The sequence below is a fragment of the Centipeda artemidis DSM 19719 genome, assembly GCF_000426665.1.
GTDB lineage: Bacteria > Bacillota > Negativicutes > Selenomonadales > Selenomonadaceae > Centipeda > Centipeda artemidis.
Window position 1 is genome coordinate 57502 of record NZ_AUFU01000011.1, and the last position, 20303, is coordinate 77804.

19 protein-coding genes, 1 tRNA gene and 1 pseudogene are annotated in these 20303 nt (G+C 58.4%); 7 read left to right on the forward strand and 14 right to left on the reverse strand.

Annotation, left to right across the window (positions count from 1 at the left end):
• Positions 1-533: 533 nt before the first annotated feature.
• The 11 genes from K341_RS0107620 to rsmG all read right to left on the reverse strand — a co-directional run bounded on the left by K341_RS0107620 (position 534) and on the right by rsmG (position 11055).
• Positions 534-1808, reverse strand: a complete 1275-nt coding sequence (locus K341_RS0107620) for a glutathionylspermidine synthase family protein (RefSeq protein ID WP_026762380.1) — start codon at positions 1806-1808, stop codon at positions 534-536.
• A gap of 10 nt (positions 1809-1818) precedes the next feature.
• Positions 1819-2397, reverse strand: coding sequence for a hypothetical protein (locus K341_RS0107625; protein WP_026762381.1), 579 nt, complete (start codon positions 2395-2397; stop codon positions 1819-1821).
• 11 nt (positions 2398-2408) lie between these two features.
• Positions 2409-2840, reverse strand: coding sequence for a DUF350 domain-containing protein (locus K341_RS0107630; RefSeq protein WP_009657570.1), 432 nt, complete (start codon positions 2838-2840; stop codon positions 2409-2411).
• Between the two features lie 29 nt (positions 2841-2869).
• Positions 2870-3841: a DUF4178 domain-containing protein gene (locus tag K341_RS0107635; RefSeq protein ID WP_026762382.1), complete on the reverse strand. Its 972-nt coding sequence runs from the start codon at positions 3839-3841 to the stop codon at positions 2870-2872.
• A 79-nt stretch (positions 3842-3920) separates the two neighbouring features.
• Positions 3921-4229 carry an AzlD domain-containing protein gene (locus K341_RS0107640; RefSeq protein ID WP_026762383.1) on the reverse strand — a complete coding sequence of 103 codons (309 nt, stop codon included), beginning with the start codon at positions 4227-4229 and terminating at the stop codon, positions 3921-3923.
• Positions 4222-4947 (reverse strand): AzlC family ABC transporter permease, encoded by a 726-nt coding sequence (locus K341_RS0107645; protein ID WP_026762384.1) that lies wholly within the window; start codon positions 4945-4947, stop codon positions 4222-4224. The genes K341_RS0107640 and K341_RS0107645 overlap by 8 nt, the downstream gene beginning before the upstream one ends.
• A gap of 75 nt (positions 4948-5022) precedes the next feature.
• Entirely contained in the window at positions 5023-5694 is a 672-nt protein-coding gene (locus K341_RS0107650) for a Fic family protein (protein ID WP_026762385.1), read from the reverse strand.
• A gap of 191 nt (positions 5695-5885) precedes the next feature.
• The gene (locus K341_RS0107655; RefSeq protein WP_026762386.1) at positions 5886-7070 is read right to left on the reverse strand and encodes an iron-containing alcohol dehydrogenase; all 1185 of its coding nucleotides are present in this window, start codon (positions 7068-7070) and stop codon (positions 5886-5888) included.
• A gap of 189 nt (positions 7071-7259) precedes the next feature.
• Positions 7260-9386, reverse strand: a complete 2127-nt coding sequence (locus K341_RS0107660) for a putative bifunctional diguanylate cyclase/phosphodiesterase (RefSeq protein ID WP_026762387.1) — start codon at positions 9384-9386, stop codon at positions 7260-7262.
• Positions 9387-9423: 37 nt separating this feature from the next.
• On the reverse strand, positions 9424-10290 hold the full coding sequence (locus K341_RS0107665) for a hypothetical protein (RefSeq protein ID WP_037349514.1): 867 nt from the start codon (positions 10288-10290) through the stop codon (positions 9424-9426).
• Between the two features lie 30 nt (positions 10291-10320).
• A complete protein-coding gene (rsmG, locus tag K341_RS0107670) occupies positions 10321-11055 on the reverse strand; it encodes a 16S rRNA (guanine(527)-N(7))-methyltransferase RsmG (RefSeq protein ID WP_026762389.1) in 735 nt (244 codons plus the stop codon).
• A 219-nt stretch (positions 11056-11274) separates the two neighbouring features.
• On the opposite strand from rsmG, the gene K341_RS0107675 reads away from it, so the two are divergent.
• Both K341_RS0107675 and K341_RS0107680 read left to right on the forward strand, forming a co-directional pair.
• The gene (locus tag K341_RS0107675) at positions 11275-12891 is read left to right on the forward strand and encodes a DUF805 domain-containing protein (protein WP_248676886.1); all 1617 of its coding nucleotides are present in this window, start codon (positions 11275-11277) and stop codon (positions 12889-12891) included.
• Positions 12892-12906: 15 nt separating this feature from the next.
• Positions 12907-13191 carry a zinc ribbon domain-containing protein gene (locus K341_RS0107680; RefSeq protein WP_026762391.1) on the forward strand — a complete coding sequence of 95 codons (285 nt, stop codon included), beginning with the start codon at positions 12907-12909 and terminating at the stop codon, positions 13189-13191.
• 52 nt (positions 13192-13243) lie between these two features.
• Here the strand turns inward: K341_RS0107680 and K341_RS0107685 are convergent.
• Positions 13244-13320 (reverse strand) — tRNA-Arg (locus K341_RS0107685).
• A gap of 168 nt (positions 13321-13488) precedes the next feature.
• Between K341_RS0107685 and K341_RS0107690 the strand changes: the two genes are divergently transcribed.
• Genes K341_RS0107690 through K341_RS0107700 form a run of 3 tightly spaced genes read left to right on the forward strand, consistent with a single transcriptional unit; the run spans position 13489 to position 15441 of the window.
• On the forward strand, positions 13489-13791 hold the full coding sequence (locus K341_RS0107690; RefSeq protein ID WP_026762392.1) for a YciI family protein: 303 nt from the start codon (positions 13489-13491) through the stop codon (positions 13789-13791).
• Between the two features lie 28 nt (positions 13792-13819).
• Positions 13820-14758, forward strand: a complete 939-nt coding sequence (locus K341_RS0107695) for an aldo/keto reductase (protein ID WP_026762393.1) — start codon at positions 13820-13822, stop codon at positions 14756-14758.
• Between the two features lie 59 nt (positions 14759-14817).
• The gene (locus K341_RS0107700; RefSeq protein ID WP_026762394.1) at positions 14818-15441 is read left to right on the forward strand and encodes a flavodoxin; all 624 of its coding nucleotides are present in this window, start codon (positions 14818-14820) and stop codon (positions 15439-15441) included.
• A gap of 77 nt (positions 15442-15518) precedes the next feature.
• Here K341_RS0107700 and K341_RS0107705 read toward each other — a convergent pair whose 3' ends face one another.
• Positions 15519-16112, reverse strand: coding sequence for a sodium:proton antiporter (locus tag K341_RS0107705; RefSeq protein WP_026762395.1), 594 nt, complete (start codon positions 16110-16112; stop codon positions 15519-15521).
• 200 nt (positions 16113-16312) lie between these two features.
• Between K341_RS0107705 and K341_RS13020 the strand changes: the two genes are divergently transcribed.
• Both K341_RS13020 and K341_RS0107710 read left to right on the forward strand, forming a co-directional pair.
• Positions 16313-16438 carry a hypothetical protein gene (locus K341_RS13020; protein WP_009752610.1) on the forward strand — a complete coding sequence of 42 codons (126 nt, stop codon included), beginning with the start codon at positions 16313-16315 and terminating at the stop codon, positions 16436-16438.
• Between the two features lie 44 nt (positions 16439-16482).
• Positions 16483-19110 (forward strand): heavy metal translocating P-type ATPase, encoded by a 2628-nt coding sequence (locus K341_RS0107710; protein WP_026762396.1) that lies wholly within the window; start codon positions 16483-16485, stop codon positions 19108-19110.
• 981 nt (positions 19111-20091) lie between these two features.
• On the opposite strand, the pseudogene K341_RS11690 reads toward K341_RS0107710, so the two are convergent.
• A pseudogene (locus K341_RS11690) lies at positions 20092-20303 on the reverse strand (IS5 family transposase); the annotation flags it as partial.

The following is a 20303-nucleotide window of genomic DNA, read 5'->3' on the forward strand; positions in this document are numbered from 1 at the left end:
AGGATTGAAGAAGAGCCGACATGAACCGCGTGGACGGTTCTTTTTCTATTTAATCAACGATTAAATAGAGCAGATATAATGCTGACAATCAGCGTCAGAGCAGCGATCGCAAGCGAAAGCACTTCATACAGCGTCATGTGCATCACCTCCCAAAGGGAGGCCGAACCTCGTCTGCCACTTGCAAATATTATAGCACAGACTTTCGAATATTGGAAGTACGCTTGACATTTTTTGTGTCGAACCGTATAATAAGAGTACAAAAAGAGTGACAGCCGAGTGGTGTCGTCGGTCACTCCCCAAAATTTTAAGTCTTGAAGAAGAGCCGACACGAACCGTGGACGGTTCTTTTTCTATTGCGTCACGGACGCATTAGAATAGATACCATGCTGACAATCAGCGTCAAAGCGGCGATCGCGAGCGAAAGCACTTCATACAGCGTCATGCGCATCACCTCCCGTGGGAGGCCGAACCTCGTCTGTCACTTATAAGCATTATAGCACATATTTTCGCATATTGGAAGTCGCAATTTCCTCTTACTTCGTGCATACAAGGGGCACAAAATACGCCTCCGTTCCGGCGATTTCCTCCGGAGAGAAGCGTGCACCGACCGCCGAGGGTTCGCCAAGCAGTATAAAGCAGGAGAGCGTGAGGTACCCGTCCTTTGTCCCCGAGTCAACGGTATGCCGAAACTGCGGCTGACGGATGAAGTCCTGATACATCGCCTTACGGCTCGTGCGGCAGACGATCTCATCATAGTTTTCGACGTATTTTTCAACGGCAGTCCGCGTGTGACCGCCGTTTTTTTGTACGACACGGACGTTCCGCCCCTCGCGCCCCCAGATCTCCTTGCGGATATACGCGCCGTCCGCGAGTGCGCCGAAGTCGTCCTCGAAATAAGACGGCACGAGGTACCGCTCGATGAGCGCGCATTCCTCCGGAGAGAAGAACCGACGCTCCGCGGCGAGGGCATGAACGAGCGCCATAAAGGATTTGTTCTGCAGGACGATCGCCTCGGGCGGGTTCATCATCGCGAACTTTCCTTCCTTATAAAGATCGAGGAACATCGCGCCGAGCGGCTCGTCCTCATCCGTCTGCTCGTCGATCAGGATCTCCATCGGATGCAGTCGATAGAGTGCTGCCGTATATTCATCATCAGGCAGCGGAATGCCCTCCGCATCGATCTCCATGTCGTAGAACGAGAGGAAGCGGATGTCCGCCTGCGGATGCCCCTCCTGCATGAGCCTCTGCAAAAACAGGGTCGTCGCGAGGTCTTCGGGATAGTCGTCAAAACAGGAGAACACGAAGGGCGCGTCCTCATCCGCATCGCCGACGCAGCGTTCCCACACATGCGAGAGAAAGACGCGAAGCTGCGCCGTCGCGCCCGCATTCGGATTGCCTTTCTCGAAATACTCCGCCGCAACGGCGTTCGCATAGTAGCTCTCGATGATGAAACAGGGCGTGTCCGCGTTGATCTCCACCATGCGGATGCGCCCCGCCTCGTCGAGCACATAGTCAAACCGCGCGAGCCACGTCGGCAGCCCGAACACATTCGGCGTGCGCAGATAGGGCAGCAGCTCCTCGGGCATGTCCATCGCGCGCGCAAAGTCGTCGGGCGCATCGCGGAACACCGCCGCCGCTTTGCAAAACACATGAAAAAGCCCCCGTGACGCCGTGCGCAGCTCCTCATAAAAGGAGTCGGGAAACGCCTGCGCCGTATGTGCGGGGTAGCGATCCGCATAGTCACCGTACTGAATATACGTGAAAATACGAGGATCGAGCCGATCGATATAGGTTGCGGATGCACTCATCATAGATTCCTCACGAACCGTGCCCGGACGAGCGCACGCCCGCGCGTCCAAAGCCGGATTTTCGCGTTAGCTGCTTGACATTATCGCTCTTTTTTCCGTCGTAGTTCGTTCCGCTGCGTCCCCAGTAGCCGCGTCCCGCGCCGCCGTGGTAGTTGGACACCCCCTTGGACACGGGCGGCGGCGCGGGCAGAGCCTCTAGCGCTCCGTTCGGGCGATAGGTCATCGCACTCACATCCATCGCGCCGCCCGGGTACGCGCTCCCGTGGAACGCAAAATAGTTCGCGGCAATCGGCGCGAGCAGGCTTGCCGTGCCGTACTCCCAGATCAGATTGCCCGCCTCATCCCGGCGGAACGTCACCACCGTATCGTCGTCATAGAGCGCGGTCTCCGTGCCGTCGCCGCCGTTCATCAGCGTGAAGCGCCGCCCATAGGCATCCGAGAGCCGCTGCTCGCCCGCGTTCCACGCAGGGTGTACGACCTCGCACAGCTCATATATAATGTCGTTGCGATAGTAATACCCCGCACCGAGCGCCGCGACCGATGCGAATACGGCAGCGAGAATTTTTGCCTTTCGTCCTGCATTCTCCATGGCATGCCCCGTTAGTGTACCGCGCCGCTGATGACGAGCGAGAGCCCGACAAAAATACCGAAGACGAAGATCCCCGCCGCCGTGTTGCCGCGCATGATCTCGGCGGACAGCTCATACTTCCGATGCCACACATTGATGATGAAGAACCCGAGGATGAAAAAGACGATGCCGACGCACGCATAGACGACGCTCGCCGTGACGCCGCTCACGAAATCGAGCGGCACAGCGTCATAGACGGGCGTGACGATGACCGCGCGCAGGATCTCGCCGATGCCGATGAACGAGCCTGCCGAGAGCCACGCGACCGCGCGGTTGCCGCGCCGAATCTCCTCCGAAAAGTCCCCGGGGATAAAAAAATCAATGACGATGTTCGAGACAATCATCAAGAGAATGCCGAACATGGCATAAAACACAGACAGCATAAGAACGGACAAATCGATCATAACGAACGCTCCTATCTTCTCCCGGGCTACTACTGCCGCACGACAACGGAACGACCGCGTACATCTCCTGTACGGACAACCTCCGCATAGCGCGCAAGCGTATAGTTCCGTTTGAGCCGGTTCTGTGCGGACGCATCGTCGACGTAGTGCGGCAGTATGGCGATGTGCGCCGTCCCCGCAGATGCGGCGGTGATACGCACCTCCTCCGCCTTCGTACGCAGAACGAACGGTAGATCCTCTAGCTCCGGCTCCGTATACCCATCCATGACGTTCCCGTCCAGTCCCTCGATGAGGTCGAGCGTCGCCGTGCCCGCATCCGTCTGCACCTCGTAGGCACGCGCGCCGCCCTCGGCGGAGATTTCCTTGGATGCGTACGGCGCATCCCCGACGCGCTCCTCCGCCGCATAGGGCATCCCCACGAGACGGCGCAGATCGTGCCATGTGCTCATATCGGGCATCTCGTCGATCATGAAGAAGAAGAACAGCCCCACACCGAGAACGGTAACGCCCTGTGACAGCCCGTTCATGAACCGCTTCTTTAGCGCCGACCACTTCATCGCGCCGACGCGCGTCTCAGAGACCTCGGGATCGAGTGCGATGTCACTCGGCTGTACGCTGTGTCCCTCGGCAGAATCCTGCTCGCCGCCCTTCCAGCACTCGATGAAAAAGAGACGCTTCCCGTCCTCATGCCGATATTGGCGGTAGGACGCCGTATCCCCGACGGATGCGTCCGTGTCGCCCCACACGCCCGTGACGATCTGCTCCCCCTTGTCCCGGAGACCGTAGCCCTGCGGCGCCGTCGACCGATGCACCGTCCGGCTGAGCGTACATGAAAGATTATCCCCCTCGACGGTGAGCCATAAACGTTTTTCTTCGCCCTCCGCGGCGAGACCGTATTCCGTCCAGCGGTCATCAGTCTCTTTTTCCTTATATCGGATTTTCTCCACGATTGTGTACGGTTTTCCCTCGACGAGGATGCCCGTCCAACAGTCAAACTCCATGAGAACTCCCCTTTCTCATGTAAATATTCACACAATTATATAACAATGCCCAAAAAATGGCAAATACGAATCCCAAACATTATGCAAAGAAAAGCAGCTCCACGAGAAACACCGTCACCGACGCCCCCGCCGCCACGCGAAAGAGACTTGCCCCGTTCCACGCGAGATAGAGTGAGAACGCGAACGCCGCCGCCCCCGCCGCGGGGATGCGCGTCGTCTCCATGATCGCGGGGAACGTCATCACAGCGAGCGTCACGTAGGGAACGTAGTAGAGGAACGATCGCACGAACACATTTTTTATCTCCCGCCGCAGGAGAAGTGCAGGCGTCAGGCGGATGGCAATCGTCACGGCGGACATCACCGCGATATAGCTCCAAATGTCATGCATCGCCGACCTCCTCCCCGCGCACCGGGAAGAGCGCCGCCCCCGCGCCCGCAATGAGGAGCGTCAGGATGATCGTCCGCGTGCCGCCCGAGAGCGCGGAGACGAGCGGCGCATGTGCCGCCGCAAAGGACAGCAGGAAACTCGCGAGCACCAGTCCCCCGATGACGCAGCTCGTCCGCGCGGGCGGAATCACCACCCAAATGAACATCCCGTACAGCGCGACCGACAGCGCAGAGAGCGCCGCCGCCGGGAGCACGTCCCCCGCCGCCACGCCGAGCGCCGTGCCGACCGACCACGCGGGCAGAGAGACCGCGAGCGCACCGTAGTTGTAGTACGGCTCTACACATCCGCCGCGCGCAACGGTAATGCCAAAGATCTCATCCGACACGCCGAGCGTCACCGCGACCCGATGAAGGAGCGGCGTATCGGGCGCGAACCGCTGTGAGAGCGCCGCCGACATCAGCGTGTAGCGGATGTTCGCGACGAGCGTCAGCGCCGCGATCTCCGCGAACGGCACATGCGCCGCAATGGAGGTAAATCCCGCGTACTCGCCCGCCGAGGCGAAGTTCAGCCAGCTCGCCACGAACCCCTGCACGGGACTCAGCCCCGCCGTCCCCGCGAGAATCCCGAGCGTGAACGAGACCACGAAATACCCGAGCGCAATCGGCACCCCGTCGTGTATCCCCTGCATGAACGCCGCGCGGCGTCCTCCTTCGACCATACGGACATCGACCTTTCTTTCTTCGGTGCCGCAAGGCGGCAGGTTTACACATATTGATGCACCGACGGGGCGCATTTACGAGAACAGCCGCATCCGCGCACGTTCTTCCTCTATCAGCCGGTTCGCAAAGGCGGCAAAGGCGGGCAGATCTTCCGTATTGAGACAGCTGATGTAGGCGGGCTTTTGCTCCACGGGAACAACGATGGGCGGGAGCTCGGCGCGCAGACAGGAATACACCATCAATGCACGCCCCGTGCGGCCGTTGCCGTCCGAGAAGGGATGAATCCGCTCAAAGGCGATGTGCTGCCGGCAGATCGCCTCGATGCGCTCTGCATCGGTCACGGCGCATATCATCTGCGTCTCGAGATTGGACGCCCAATCGTGCAGCTGCATTGGCACAAGATAGGGCGGCGTCGGTGTAAAGTCTGCGCCGACAATCATGTTCTGCACCGTTTTGAATGCGCCGGGCACGCCCTCGATCGCATTCCCGCATAGGATTCCATGAATGCGGCGAACGAACATCACATCAACAGGCGAATGCTCTTTGAGCATCTCGAGCAAAACGGGCATGAACCGCTTATAGTTCAACACCTCGTTGAGTTCGCGCACATTCATCGCGCGCGGAATATAGGCGTCGACTAGGACGCTTTTGGTTTCCCCCTGCGTCAGAGAGTTCCCTTCGATGGCAGTGGAGTGATGTGCCATGCGTACCATGAGGTCGTCTAGATAATCGTCCGGCAGAACCATAGCAAGAGGCTCCTTTCTTTGTGCTATTATACCAACATGCACGGGCTTTTGTAAATTATACAATCAAAAACCACCGCAAAGTATACGCTCTTTACGGTGGTTTTGGTTTTCGAACGGGCTGCGCCTCAACTTTTTCTTTAGAACCACAGGGATAAGCGCGCCGGCTGCCGCACACCCAGCGGCGCCCCGTCTCAGTGATTCGCCGCCGTATAGATTGCCGCCGCGTCCGCCGCGTTCAGCGGGTGGAAGCATCCAAGGCGGATCGTATCGTTTGCCGTCGCTGCGCGCGCCAGTTCCTCAATCGTCCCTTTGCCCGGCGTGCCGATACCAAGCCCCGCAAGGCTTGTCGGCATCTCGATCGATGTGAAAAACTCCTCCATGTGCCGGATGCCCGCACGCGCACGCTCTTCGTCCGTCCCCGCATTGACGCCAAAGATCGCAGCGGCAAACTGCGCAAAGCGCGGCGCGTCATATTTATAAACATGCCGTGCCCACGACGGCCAAAGCGCCGTCAGCGTCGCCCCGTGCGTCGAATCAAACCGCGCCGAGAGCTCATGCCCCAGTTTATGCACGGAGAAATCCTTGCACCGCCCGAGTTCTGTAAATCCACTGTGCGACACGCTCCCGCACCACATGAGCTCGCTCATCGCGTCGTAGTCCTTGCGCGAGATGAGCAGGCGCTCCGCACACTCCATCACCGTCCGGATCAGCGCCTCTGCCACGCGGTCAGTGAAGACGTTCGCCTCCTTCACATTGGTAAAATACCGCTCCATCGTGTGCATCATGATGTCCGCCGCCCCCGCGGAGATCTGCGCGCGCGGCAGCGTAAATGCCAGTTCCGGGTTCAGAAAGGAAATGAGCGGGCGGTTCAGCGGCGTATTGAGCCCGAGCTTGCGTCCCGTATCCTCGTTCGTCAGCACCGCCGAGTCGCTGACCTCGCTGCCCGCCGCCGGGATGGTCAGCACCGTGCCGATGGGTATGGTCTGCTCGATCTCGACCTTGTGCGTCCAAATATCCCAAATATCCACGGTTGGGTTCGCAATCCCGTGTGCAACCGCCTTCGCCGAGTCAATGACAGAGCCGCCGCCTACACCGAGGACGAAATTTGCCTGTGCCGCGATGCCTTCGCGAATCGCCTCACGTACGAGGGAGACGCGCGGATTGGGACGCACCCCGCCGATGACGAGAAACGCCAGACCCGCGGACGTCAGATTTTTCTCAATGCGCGAGAGCAGCCCCGACTCCACCACGCTCCCGCCGCCGTAGAGAATCAGAATGCGGCTCGCCCCGCGTGCGCGCAGCCGCTCCGCCACACGATCCTCCGCCCCGCGCCCGAAGATGATCTCCGTAGGACTCTGAAAGGTAAAACTCTGCATGATGTATCCTCCTCCGGCGTGCTAAAGCCGTTTTCGCAATCGTATCGGCGTTATTATACCATAAATACCATCTGTCCGATAGGGGCGCCGCGCTGCCGCAGACTGTGCATGCCCGCCCCATGTGCGAGAAGCACACAAAAACCGCCGCAGATGGTCTCTGTGACGGTTTTTTATTTGAAGCAATCATATCTATGCGAGAGAGGCAAGGGCGGCGCCGATGCCCTTCTCGTCGATGGTCTGTATGCACGAGATGACATAGTCGTGTCCCTCAACGTGGAACGGGATCAGATAGTGCAGCCGCAGACAGCGCTCGCCGTCCGGCATGCGTTTGTGGAAGAGTACGGCGGTATGGTCGCTTGGCTCTTTGTGCTCGAGAATGCCGCGCAGATGCGTCTCGCTGTAGAATTTTTTGAATGCGGCGTTGTCTTCCGGAATAATCATCTCGTCGGCATAGCGTACGACGAGATCTTCAAAATGCCCATAGGTCTCCTCATAGCGCGGCTCATAGACGTCGCGGTAGAGCGTCGATACACGATGCGTTCCGAGTTCGTAGAGATCAATGCGGTCATAGAGCGCGACGATCTGATTGAGCGCTTCCTGCATAGAACCCGCCTCGGGGCTGAAGCGCGAGATGTTGACGGTCGCCATGAGAAAGACTGCGCGGGAGTTGTCGGGGCACTGTGTGACGAGCCGCAGCCGTACGCTGTTGAACGAGTTGCGTGTGATAAAGTCCGTGTACGCCTCTCGTCCCGTACGCTCCGCTTCCTCCATCATATGCCCGATCATGCGGTGGTTCTGCTTGAGCCGCCGCTCGTAGTTCGGGGTATGCGCACAGCATTCATCCAGCTCGATATTATGAAGGAACAGCCGAAACATGCGGCTTTGGTAGAGATAGCGGATCTCGCCGTCCCGCCGCTCCAGCAGCGCAAGCGAAGGCGCATCGCCGATCTCGGGCGATCCGCGCCGCTCCAGAGGTTCGCTCGAGAGGACGTTAATCGCCCCGATTTCCGTATAATAGTCCGCGAGGTCAAACGGCTCGACCGCTCTTTTTTGACAATAAGCAACCATCTTTCCAATCGGGATGGGGGGACTAAAGAGAAAGCCCTGCACCTTTTCGCAGCCGATTTCGCGCAGGAACTCGAACTGCTCCTCCGTCTCGACGCCCTCGGCAAGGGTGTGCATCCCGATCTCCTTCGCCATGTTGACGATAGAGCGCACGACAACGCGTGTCTTCGGGTTCGTCTCAAAGGAGCGCAGGAACGCCATATCGATCTTGAGCACGTCGAACACATAGTCTTTGATGTTGTTGAGCGAGGAGTAGCCGCTGCCGAAGTCGTCCATCCAGACCTCATAGCCCGTGGCACGGAAGCGCGCGATCTCGGACTGGAGGAATTTCTCATCGTCGTTGAGTACGCCCTCCGTGACCTCAATGTTGAGCATCGTCCGCTCAATCCCGTAGCGCATACGGATATCCTCGACTGCCTGCACGACGTCGAGCAGGCGGAAATCCGCACGCGAGATGTTGACCGAGACGCGCAGCTGCTCCCAGTCGGGGATGTTGCTGCGCGTGAGGAGAATGTCCTTGCACACCTGCTCGACGATATAAAGGTCGAGCTGCGGCGAGAGGTGCGCGTCCTCGAGAACGGGGACGAACGTGCCCGGCGCGATCATGCCGTGGATGGGGTCGCGCCAGCGTGCGAGCGCTTCGAACCCGCAGATTTCGCGCGTCATCGTGCGAATCTCAGGCTGATAAAAAACCTCGATGTGCCCCTGCGCCATCGCTTCCTGGAACGAGCTGATGATGTAGCTGCGGAAATTGATGTTCTCCTCCATCGTGGGGTCAAACTCCGCCCACGTGAGGTCGTAGGTTTTTTTGATGCTGTTGCACGCGATCTTCGCACGATCCATGATGAGCGCAATGTCGCGCACATCCTCGGGGGGGCGGTAGATGCCCGCCTTGATCTCCATCGCAAGCCCCAGCTCATAAGCGCGGACGCGCTCATGGATGTACTGAATGCACGCCGCGATGTCCTCGCGCCCCGTGGCGACGGCGAAATGGTCGTCGTTGAAGCGCGCGAGCAGATCCTCCTCGAACGTCTCGCGCAGGAGATCCGCCATGTAGCGCAGGAATTGGTTGCCCTGCGAGAACCCGTAGCGCTGGTTGAAACTCTTAAAATTTTCGATGTCAAAATACAGGAAGGTGAGTTTCCCCGCCCCGCCTTCCTGCATACGAACGGAGACATGCCGCATGAACTGCATCATATTCAGCAGCCCCGTGACCTGGCACCGGTCGTAATTACACGGTTTTTCCTTCAAAATATAATCCTCCGGGTTCTTTCCCCCCACAGGCGCGTCAGAGAGAGATGCGCGCGTATTCCTCCACCATGTCGCGCAGGCTCATTCCGCTCGTTCCGCTGAGCACGCCGCGGCGCTCGCCCGGTGCCTGCTTCATCCGCGCTACAATGGCGTCGAAGAGGTCGTCCTCGATCGATCCGGGGACGAGGCGTTCCCAATGCGCCGCATCGTACGGACGCTCATGAATCGCGTTCTCCGGGCGTCCCGTGACCTCGAGCTCCGAGATGAACATGATCTCGCGCCGGGTCGGACTGATATAGTAATGTTCGAGAAAGTATTTCTGCGGGCGCGCATCGTTATCCGCCGCATCACTCTGCGCATCCTCCACCAGACGTACCCACGCCTCGATGATGCGCTCCGAGCCGCTGTTCGGACGCGGAATCCACCGCGAGTTTTTCGAATCGAGATAATACGTAAAGCCGTTGTCGACAAAAAGGCGCTTGAACCGCGCGTTTTTCTCGCGCTTTTTCTCCGCCTTTGCCGCCTTCTTTTCCGCTTTCTTCTGTTCCTTGACCGCCTGCTTTGCAGCCTTTTGTGCGGCGCGCTCGGCATCGCGCTGTGCCGCCGCGTCTGCGGGCGCCTTGAGCGCGCCCGTCTGTACCTCGTCTGCCGTCCGGTGCGGCGGGGCGGCCGGATTGGCGCTTTCCTCCGCTGCCGATGCCGCCGTGCCCCCCACAGGCAGGGCAAAGACGAGTGCGGCGAAAAGTCCCGCCGCAAATCCTTTGACTCGGTTCATTACCTCATCCCCTTGCTGATTATTCCCAGGTTCTATTGCCAAAAACACGACGTATTCAGATATAAGTCGATTTAATCCGACCTTGAAGATGCGTACAGCAAATACAACCTGTATTTCATATTTCGACAAAAAGGAAATAAATCCTTCATTAGAATTATTTCAAGGACACGAACGAAGGGGGCTCTTCTCCGGCGTTCCCTCACGGCGCGGATAGGCGCGCGGCGTGCTGCGGTATTTCTCGATGACGAGCACGGCGCGCACATCGTCAAGTCCCGGCAGAGTCACGGGGCGCGCCGCGATCCCGCCGCCGCCGAGCATCTCCACCGCCGCGCGCGCCTCCTCCATCTCCTCGGCATACGCGCGCCCCTTGAGCGCGAGGAACGTCCCCCCGACGCGGACAAAGGGGAGCGCATATTCGGCGAGCACAGGCAGCCGCGCCACCGCGCGGCTGACGGCGATGTCATACTGCGCGCGGTAGGTGTGCATCCGCGCCGCCGCTTCCGCGCGTGCGTGGACGCAGACGACATTTTTAAGACCAAGCTGTTCTATGACCTCCGTGAGGAAGCGGACGCGCTTTTGCAGCGCATCCATCAATGTCACCTCGATCTCCGGCGCATAGATCGCAAGAGGAATGCCCGGCAGTCCCGCGCCCGTGCCGACGTCGATGAGCGACTTTGCACGCGCAAAGAGCGGCGCGTCGTACGCCGATAGACTGTCCACAATGTGCTTCACCGCCACATCCTCGGGCGCGGTCAGCGCCGTGAGGTTCATGCGTTCGTTCCACGTGAGCAGCAGTTCGTTGTAGCGCACACACTGCTCGAGCTGCGCATCCGTCAGCGGCATGCCGAACGCCGCCGCACGCGCCGCCAGTATCTCCCGAAATCCCTCCGCCATAAAGCGCGCCCCTCTCCTTTTTCATCATGCCGCCCACGCCGTATGCAGCGCGCGGTACTTCTATCATATCACATCGTGCAAGAGGGATCGCCGGCGCATACGGCTTTGATGAAAACATCCTGAAAAGCTTCATCTCCTTCTATTTGATTGCCCCTGTGATTCGTGCTACAATGAAACAGAATTTCAACTGATCGCAGGAACGGGGGAATCACTATGCATATGCCGGACAGAGGACTCAAGGAGAACTTTTTCCGCACGGACGGCCGTCTGAACCGAAAGCGGTACTTTTTGCGCAATGTTGTGCTCGCCGCCCTCGGCGTGCTCCTTTTGATCTTCTTCAGCATTTATATCGGTATGACACTGATCGATACCGGGGAGGGTGCATTCGCGGCATTTCTGCATTCCTTCATGACCGGAATCGGCGTTTTCATGCTGCTCTGCACACCGCTCATTATCTCCCATTTGACCCTCACCGTCCGCCGCCTGCACGATGTCGGCATGTCGGGGTGGTACCTCCTCTTCCTCTATGTGCCGCTCGTCAATGTGGCGCTCGGTTTTTATCTCCTCTTCAAGGAGGGACAGTCGGGCGCAAACGCCTACGGCGACGATCCGCGCGCGCTGCCCGCTGCGGCAAATGCCGGAGATGCGCAGCCGTCGCCGCCCGCCGATGCGGAGCCATCCCTGCCCGCTGCCGCTGCCGAGCTCCCGGATGCCCCTTTGCACACGTTTTCCGATCTGCGCTTTTTCTCAATGAAGGGTCGGCTCTCCCGCCGCGACTTTGCACTCACGCTTGGCGCGATCTGCGGCGGTCAGGGGCTTTTGTTCGCCCTCTATGACAGCCTTGTCCTGCCGCTGAACTACCTCGTCGCCGCATCTCTCTTCCGCGATGCAACGCCGGCATTCTGGGGGCTAACCGTTACAACGCTCGGTGCCGCGATCTTCCTGATGCTCCTCGCGACGCCGTTCCTCGGCGTCTCTGCCGTCGTGCGCCGTCTGCACGATATGGGACGCAGCGGTCTCTACGCCCTGCCCGCCTTCCTTGCCATCCTGACGATCATCTTTATCCCCGTGTTCTACATACTGATCTGGGGCGTTAGTCAGGCCCACGCGATGGGCATTCCGCTCACAAGTTTCCTGACGGACTTCATGCACTGGTCCACCGGCGGAAATACCCTTCCCTACATTTTGCTTGGCTCGACGCTGATCGGCGCCGTCCTCCTGCTGATCCTCATTCCGCTGAACGGATGGCTTTTCTTCGGCAGCGGAGATGCCGGGGAAAATGCCTACGGCGCGCCCCCGTCGACGCAGCCCCTGCCGGGTGTACGAACGGCATTCCTGAGCCGGATCCGAACGATCAATTACCGCAATTTTCGTTTTTCCGCCCTCCTCGTCTGTGCTGCAGCGAACTTCATCCTCATGTTCGCATCCAACCTCATCATCAATCCGCTGTGCATCATATTGATGCCTGCAGGTATACTGCCATACGGGAGCGATTACTATTTCATCCTCCTTCTGAGTTCCATCTATCCGCTCGCGGCGCTGCCGCTCGTCCTGCGCCGTCTGAAGACCCTTGGACGCAGCGCCTATGAAGCGCTGTTCGTCTATGCGGCGCTTTTGCCCACGCCTGTGATCGTGCTGCCGATCGCGCATTTCTACGGTGAGCTGGATCGTCTGAACGTAGAGGCCGCTCTTTCCGGCACAGATGAGATCGATCCGACGCAGCTCCTCTCACTCCTCAGTATCGAGCCGAGCAGCGGCACGATCGCCTGCGCCGCGCTTACACTCGTCTGCGGCATCGTCAGTATCGTATCTGTCGTTCGTCTGACGAGAGACTGAGAAAGGGGGATTCCTATGTTCTGTCCGAAATGTGACAAATTTGTCCCCTCCTCCGCGCGCAGGTGCCCGAACTGCGGCATCGAGATCATCTCCGGATTCTCCCCGAACTACGGCGCGGGATTCGACCTCGGTGCCGACGATACGGAGAGCTATAGTGACGCTCTGCCCCGTGCGGCGGATGACTCCGACCTTTATGACGACATCCCCGAGGAGGATGCGGCGGATGCGCCGCAGGAAGCGGAATCATCCTCCGGCATCGGCACAAAACTCAAATCGCTGTTTGGATTTGGAAAGAAATAGAAAAGGGCTGTGTACGAATCTGCGCGTACACAGCCCTTTGTTTTGGCGTATATGGTGCGATTGGCGCGAGTCGAACGCGCGACCCTCTGCTTAGGAGGCAGATGCTCTATCCATCTGAGCTACAACCGCAAGCAAGATAGATTGTATCAAACCGGGGCGCGATATGCAAGCCCTCGACACGGCAAAAAAGATGCCGAAAAATCTCCTGCGTCGAGTATTTTCTTGACCTGAACTACGCTCTAGGTATTATACTGAACATAAATGTATCAAGCGTATCAATGGAAAGGGGAACGATCTATGTATATTGTCAGCGAGTATATCGATAGGGACAAGCTTCCGGCGGAGCGCGCCGACGAACTGATGACGGCGCACCGCGCATGGTTCAAGGCGCATTTTGACCGCGGGGACTTTCTCATCGTAGGTCCGTACCTCGACGCCGAGGGCGCGGGCATCATGATCGCGCAAGCGGAGAGCCGGGAGGCACTCGAGGCGATCCTGCGCGGGGACGTGTTCTACGCGGACAACATGGCGCACTATGAGGTGCACGAGTTCCGCGCCGCGATGGTTGCGGACGGCATCACCGCATACACAGGGAAATAGCATCTATTGTATGGGAGGGGCATTTACAATGGCTGCACAACTACCAAAGATCGCGCTCGGTGCATGGGCATGGGGGAACGACGGCACATTCGGCACGAACTACACGGAGGAATCGCTGCGCCCGGTCTTCGACGCCGCGATGGCCGCGGGACTGAACCTCTGGGACACGGCGTACGCCTACGGCATGGGCACATCGGAGCAGATGCTCGCCGCGTTCCTCAAGGGGCTGCCGCGTGAGAGCTACATCGTCTCGGACAAACTCACGCCGCAGTGTATGAACTACGAATCAAATACGCCCGTGCGGGACATGTGGGAGCAGCAGTGCAGCCTGCTCGGTGTCGACCATATGAACATCTACTGGGTACACAACCCTGTCGACGCGCCGCGCTGGATCCGCGATCTTGCGATTTTCCTCAAGGATAAGAAAACTCCTCCCATGATCGGCGTATCGAATCACAACATCGACGAGATCAAGGAGGCGGACAGGATTCTGCGTGAGCACGGGCTGAGGCTCGGTGCCGTACAGAACCACTACAGCCTGCTGAACCGCTCCTCGGAGGACTCCGGCATCCTCGCATACTGCCGCGAAAACGGCGTGCATTTCTTCTCCTACATGGTGCTCGAGCAGGGCGCACTCTCGGGGCAGTATGACACGCATCATCCCATGCCCGAAGGCTCGGCGCGTGCGGCAACATACAATCCCGTCCTCGATAAAATCGAGATATTAAACGCCGCGCTCAAAACACTCGCGGATAAATACGGCGTCGGCATCGCGCAGATCCCCGTCGCTTGGGCGATTGGCAAGGGGACGCTCCCCATCATCGGCGTCACGAAGCCGCATCACGTCGCGGATGCAGTCAAAGCCGCCGCGATCTCGCTCTCGCCCGAGGAGATCCGGCTCCTCAAGGACACCGCGGACAAGCTGGATTTCAGCATCATCCGCGCATGGGAAAAGGAAATGAATTGACACCGCATCCGTAACGCGGTATTCTGAACCTAGGAGAACCTTAAAAGGAGGGATAAACGATGAAACAACTGCTGTCCATCATCACGGCGCTCTTCCTGATGCTGGCGGTGATCGGCTGCGGCTCTTCCGCCGGAACGAACGCCGACACGGACACTGCACCAAAGCAGGAGACCGCCGCCGCACCGAAAACAGCTCCGGGCAAAACGCTTGTTGTCTACTTCTCCGGTACGGGACGAACCGAGGCGCTTGCAAAGAACGCGGCAAACGTCCTCGGTGCCGACGTCTTTGAGATACAGCCTGCGGAGCCGTATACAAGCGAGGATCTGAACTACGCGAACCTCGTCGCGCGCGCGACGAGAGAGCAGAACGATCCCTCCGCCCGCCCGAAGATCGCAAATAAGATCGAGAATTTCGATCAATATGACACGATCGTGCTCGCCTATCCGATCTGGTGGGGGCAGGAGCCGCGCATCATCGACAGCTTCGTCGAGAGCTACGACTTTTCCGGCAAGACCATCGTTCCGATCTGCACCTCCGGCAGCAGCGACATCGACCGCAGTGCCGCGGCGCTCGCCATCAATATGACCGGCGCGGCGAACTGGAAAGAGGGCAAACGGTTCGAGCCCGACACCTCTAACGATACACTCGGCCAATGTTTTCAGGAAATCGGGCTGATCGAGTAGAATTTTTGTAAACTAAAAAGACGACAGATGAAACGTCTGCCGTCCTTTTATTTTGTCGTTTTCATGACCGCGCGGTTTCAATATTCCCTGAACCCAAAGTTCAGTTCGAGCCGCACGCCCGTCGTCGTATACTCCTTGAGCTTATAGATGAGCGGCTGCCAGCGTGCCGTATCAATGCGCCCATCTGCCGTTAAAAGTTTTTCATCCGCAAAGATCGCCGTAATGTGACAAACGACGATCGCGAACCAGTCCTTGCGCGTGATGGATTCGACGGTCGCCTCAATGTGAAAGGGGCATTCCGGAATGCGCACAGCCGCGACGGTCTCCCCAGGCAGCTTCGTAAATCCGCCGACGCCGAACTTATCCACGCAGTAGGTATAGCCGAGATTTTTCTTCACCTCAGAAAGTTTGCGCAGCCCCGTCAGGCGTTCGATCCGCTTAACGTTCTCATAGAGATTCGCACCCGGCAGGTTAAAAACCATATCCGCCCCCGCTTCTATGTTGCAAAATCCCTTGTTGCCCGCGCCGATTCCGATGACAATTGTTTGATCGAGCACCCACGAGGAGGAAAGCGGCGTTAAGGCGTCCTCCCCTGTCTCTTGATCCTTCGTCGTCATGAGTAGTACCGGGAAGCCATAGTAAAAGCCGGGGCGGTCGATTCGTTGAAACATCTTTTCCTCCTGTTCGTACACATATATATGTTCTTTTTTATAGTAACACACACGTCAACGGGACTCCTTACCCACCATGCACAAAAACACAGCCCCCCTCTTGCCAAGGCGTGATATAATAGAAAAACATCAAGTTACAATATGTTGCGCGTCGCACAATGGGGAGCGGTGCGCCTCCGCAACATAAGTGACGCGGAAGTTTGGATGCAGAGCAAGGAACACGGCGTTGTGCCGCATCGTTTCGTGCAGCGTCGGCATCCGCCGCAGCCATTTTTAAGCCCCGCTTTTTTGGCAAGGCGGATGCCAAAGCGGTGCAGATTCAGTAAGTCAAAATCCTGCGTCACACTTTGGAAGGGAAATATATGAAATTATGCGAAAAGAAACATTCACCATCACAGGCATGACCTGTTCCGCCTGCTCGGCGCGCGTCGAGCGGGCGACGAAGAAAGTCGAGGGGACGGCGGATGTCAGCGTGAACCTGCTGACGAATACGTTGACGCTTTCCTACGACGAAGGACGCACAAGTCCCGCCGCGATCATCTCCGCCGTGGAGGATGCGGGCTACGGGGCGAGCGTGAAGTCCGCGCCCGGCGCGCAGAGCGCATCGCCCGCCGCGACATCCGCGGAGGATAGCGCCGAAAAGGAGATCCGCGCGATGCGCGCGCGTCTCCTCATCTCGATCATCTTCCTCCTGCCGACGATGTATATCGCGATGCACCACATGTTCATGCCGCTCGGCATCCCGTACCCGTCATGGTTCGGCACGGTATTCCACGGAGCGGAGAACGCGCTGACGTTCGCGCTCGCGCAGTTCGTCCTGATCCTGCCGATCATGTACGTCAACCGCGCGTACTACGTCCACGGTTTCCGCAACCTCCTCAGGGGCGCGCCGAACATGGACACCCTCGTCGCCATCGGCTCGAAGGCGTCCGCACTCTTCGGCGTGTTCGCCATGTTTCGCATGAGTTGGGGACTCGGACACGGCGATCTCGCGCTCGTGGAGGCGTACAGCACGAACCTCTACTTCGAATCCGCGGGCATGATCGTCACGCTCATCACCGTCGGAAAATATCTTGAGGCGCGTGCCAAGGGGCAGACGACGGGGGCGCTCCGTGCGCTCATGCAGCTCGCCCCCGCCGAAGCGCAGGTCATGCGGAACGGCGTTGAGGAAACCGTCTCCGTCGCATCGCTCACGGTCGGCGACATCATTGTCGTCCGCCCGGGCGCGCGCATTCCCGTCGACGGCACGGTCACGGAGGGCGCAACGAGTATCGACGAATCCGCCGTCACGGGCGAATCCATGCCCGTCCCGAAATCCGAAGGGGACACCGTGACCTCGGGCACGCTGAACGTCGAGGGCACAATCCGGTTCGCCGCAACGCGCGTCGGTGAGGACACGACGATCCGCCGGCTCATTCGGCTCGTGGACGAAGCGAGCGGGTCAAAGGCGCCGATTGCGCGCCTTGCCGACCGCGTGTCCGCCGTCTTTGTCCCCGCGGTCATCGCAATCGCCCTCATCGCGGGCGGCGTGTGGCTCATGATGGGCGCGGATACGGAGTTTGCATTCTCCATCGTCATCTCCATCCTCGTCATCTCCTGTCCGTGCGCGCTCGGGCTCGCGACGCCCGTCGCCATCATGGTCGGCACGGGGCGCGGCGCGGCGCACGGCATCCTCATCAAGTCGGGCGAAGCGCTCGAAACGGCGGGGCATATCGACACGGTTCTCATGGACAAGACGGGCACGCTCACTGCGGGACGCCCGCAGCTCGTATCGATCGCGCCCGCGGGCATGACGGCGGACGAGCTTATCGCGCTCACCGCTGCGCTCGAAGCGGGGAGCGAGCATCCGATTGCCGCCGCCATCACGGGCTATGCGGCGGAGCATGGTCTCAGCGTCCCGCCCGTCACGGACTTTCAGGCGGTCTTCGGCAAAGGCGTGCGCGGCACAGTCGGCGGTGCGCCGTGTGCGGCAGGCAACGCCGCCCTGCTCGATGAAATGGGGATCACGCTCCCCGATACCGTCCGCGCGCGGATGGAGGAGATGGCAGACCGCGGCGAGACCGCGCTCATCGTCATTCGCAACCGCCGCATCGCAGGGCTCCTCGGCGTACGCGACGCAGAGAAGCCGACGAGCGCCGCGGCCGTCGCGCAGATGAAGCGCATGGGGCTGACCCCCGTCATGCTGACGGGCGACGATGAGCGCACGGCACGCACGATCGCCGCGCGGCTCGGCATCGAGGCCGTCATCGCGGGTGTCCTGCCGAGCGATAAGCGCGCCCACGTCGAGCGGCTGCAAGCGGACGGTCACCGCGTCGCCATGATCGGCGACGGCGTGAACGACGCGCCCGCCCTCGTGCAGGCGGATCTCGGCATTGCCATCGGCGCGGGCACGGACGTCGCCATCGAGAGCGCGGATGCCGTGCTCGTGCGCAGCGACCTGCTGGATGCCGTATCTGCAATGCGTCTCTCCCGTGCGGTCATGCGCAATATCAAGGAAAATCTCTTCTGGGCGTTTTTCTACAACATCATCGGCATCCCGCTCGCGGCGGGTGTGCTCTATCCCGCGTTTGGCATCAAGCTCTCGCCCATGATCGGCGCGGCGGCGATGAGCCTGTCGAGTGTCTGCGTCGTGCTGAACGCCCTGCGCCTGCGCTTTTTTGCCATCGCGCACGAGGAGAAGGCTGCGACGGATGCGCCCACGGCGGAGGTCAATATTTTGGAGCTTTCACTCCCCGATGATCGGGGTGAAGATATGGAGGAGACTGCCGCCGGCAGCTCCGGAAAGGAAGGAAAAATCATGGAAAAAACAATCAACGTCAAGGGCATGACCTGCCCGAACTGCGTAAAGCACGTCACGAAAGCGCTCTCCGGCATGGAGGGCGTCTCGGACGTCAGCGTGAACCTCGAAGCGGGCACCGCGACCTTTAAGACCGCGCGCGACATCCCCGATACCGAGCTTTCCGCCGTCCTCGATGACGCAGGGTATGAGCTGGGCTGACCTCGACACCTCCCAACCGACGAAAATCTCTTTGTAAATTACAACAATGCCCCGACAACGATACTGAAATAGTACCGTCGTCGGGGCATCTCCATGTCGCCGGATTTTTATTTCTAAATTGCTCCATGCGTTGGATCATTGTATAATATAATAAACTATTACGGCACCTTTTTTCAACACGAAATACAAGAAAGGGAACAAGCGATGCTCCGGGTATTACATAGAATAGAGATTTTGGATAAATATACAGTCAGAGAAATACAGCCTAGAAGCACTAGCAGGGCGTTGATTTCACAAGCCCTCACGACATGCCTCGAAACGAATCAATCGGGTGAGGATTCTATCCGTGAGATAGAAGCATATCTATTAAGCACCGGATGGGAAGTGAAAAAAATAAAGGCGATCACCGGAACACATTCCCTAAGCGCAAAGAAAGACAGATACATAGCTGTTGTCGAAACGGCAAAAAATGATTCGTATAATCCGGTCGTTGTAATCAAATATGACGATACTCTTACTCGCTTGAATTTATAAAGCAAGGTTTATCTGAACAAAACCGTGATCAATGAAAGGAAGATTGAGATGAGAGGCTCCGTACGCATATATGTAAATAAAAAGGATAGAGAAATTTACTTGCTCAAAGAGTATAAAACAAAAATTGGATATTGGAAATGTATGGGCTACCTGATTCAAACGGATCGAGAATCATTAAAAAAGGAGGTTCTTATATGTATACGAGACAGTATCTCCGCTTATCAACAAGAAATCGAACCAACAGAACCGTTTAAATCCTCTCCATACAAAACGTGGAATAAGTTTTTTAAGGAATCACTGATAAATAGTGGATAATCACAGCCGGCTGATCCGCAGACACAAATTTCACAAATTGCAATACAAAAGAGCGAGCAATACTGCTCTCATTGCCCCTTTTTCTTCCCCGAATCGCCCATTTCACCGGGAAATTTGGGAAAAAGGGCGCACTTATCCCATTGTCATGCAGAACGCCCTCTGCCTTCCTGCCCTCAAACACATGACGAGGTTCGCCGATGCAAAGAGCAGATAGTAACGGAGCAGGTTCTTCTTGATGCCACGATACCTTGTCCTGCCCGCTTGGAACAGCCGCTTCACAATGAGGAACGGTTGCTCCACCTTGCAGCGGATGGAAGTTTTCTCGTGTTCGATCTTCTTGTCCC

Excerpts from the sequence above, each read along its gene's own strand:
- K341_RS0107620 (WP_026762380.1), bottom strand. The coding sequence starts at position 1,808 with ATGAGTGCATCCGCAACCTATATCGATCGGCTCGATCCTCGTATTTTC.
- K341_RS0107625 (WP_026762381.1), bottom strand. The coding sequence starts at position 2,397 with ATGGAGAATGCAGGACGAAAGGCAAAAATTCTCGCTGCCGTATTCGCA.
- K341_RS0107630 (WP_009657570.1), bottom strand. The coding sequence starts at position 2,840 with ATGATCGATTTGTCCGTTCTTATGCTGTCTGTGTTTTATGCCATGTTC.
- K341_RS0107635 (WP_026762382.1), bottom strand. The coding sequence starts at position 3,841 with ATGGAGTTTGACTGTTGGACGGGCATCCTCGTCGAGGGAAAACCGTAC.
- K341_RS0107640 (WP_026762383.1), bottom strand. The coding sequence starts at position 4,229 with ATGCATGACATTTGGAGCTATATCGCGGTGATGTCCGCCGTGACGATT.
- K341_RS0107645 (WP_026762384.1), bottom strand. The coding sequence starts at position 4,947 with ATGGTCGAAGGAGGACGCCGCGCGGCGTTCATGCAGGGGATACACGAC.
- K341_RS0107650 (WP_026762385.1), bottom strand. The coding sequence starts at position 5,694 with ATGGTTCTGCCGGACGATTATCTAGACGACCTCATGGTACGCATGGCA.
- K341_RS0107655 (WP_026762386.1), bottom strand. The coding sequence starts at position 7,070 with ATGCAGAGTTTTACCTTTCAGAGTCCTACGGAGATCATCTTCGGGCGC.
- rsmG (WP_026762389.1), bottom strand. The coding sequence starts at position 11,055 with ATGGCGGAGGGATTTCGGGAGATACTGGCGGCGCGTGCGGCGGCGTTC.
- K341_RS0107675 (WP_248676886.1), top strand. The coding sequence starts at position 11,275 with ATGCCGGACAGAGGACTCAAGGAGAACTTTTTCCGCACGGACGGCCGT.
- K341_RS0107680 (WP_026762391.1), top strand. The coding sequence starts at position 12,907 with ATGTTCTGTCCGAAATGTGACAAATTTGTCCCCTCCTCCGCGCGCAGG.
- K341_RS0107690 (WP_026762392.1), top strand. The coding sequence starts at position 13,489 with ATGTATATTGTCAGCGAGTATATCGATAGGGACAAGCTTCCGGCGGAG.
- K341_RS0107695 (WP_026762393.1), top strand. The coding sequence starts at position 13,820 with ATGGCTGCACAACTACCAAAGATCGCGCTCGGTGCATGGGCATGGGGG.
- K341_RS0107700 (WP_026762394.1), top strand. The coding sequence starts at position 14,818 with ATGAAACAACTGCTGTCCATCATCACGGCGCTCTTCCTGATGCTGGCG.
- K341_RS0107705 (WP_026762395.1), bottom strand. The coding sequence starts at position 16,112 with ATGTTTCAACGAATCGACCGCCCCGGCTTTTACTATGGCTTCCCGGTA.
- K341_RS0107710 (WP_026762396.1), top strand. The coding sequence starts at position 16,483 with ATGCGAAAAGAAACATTCACCATCACAGGCATGACCTGTTCCGCCTGC.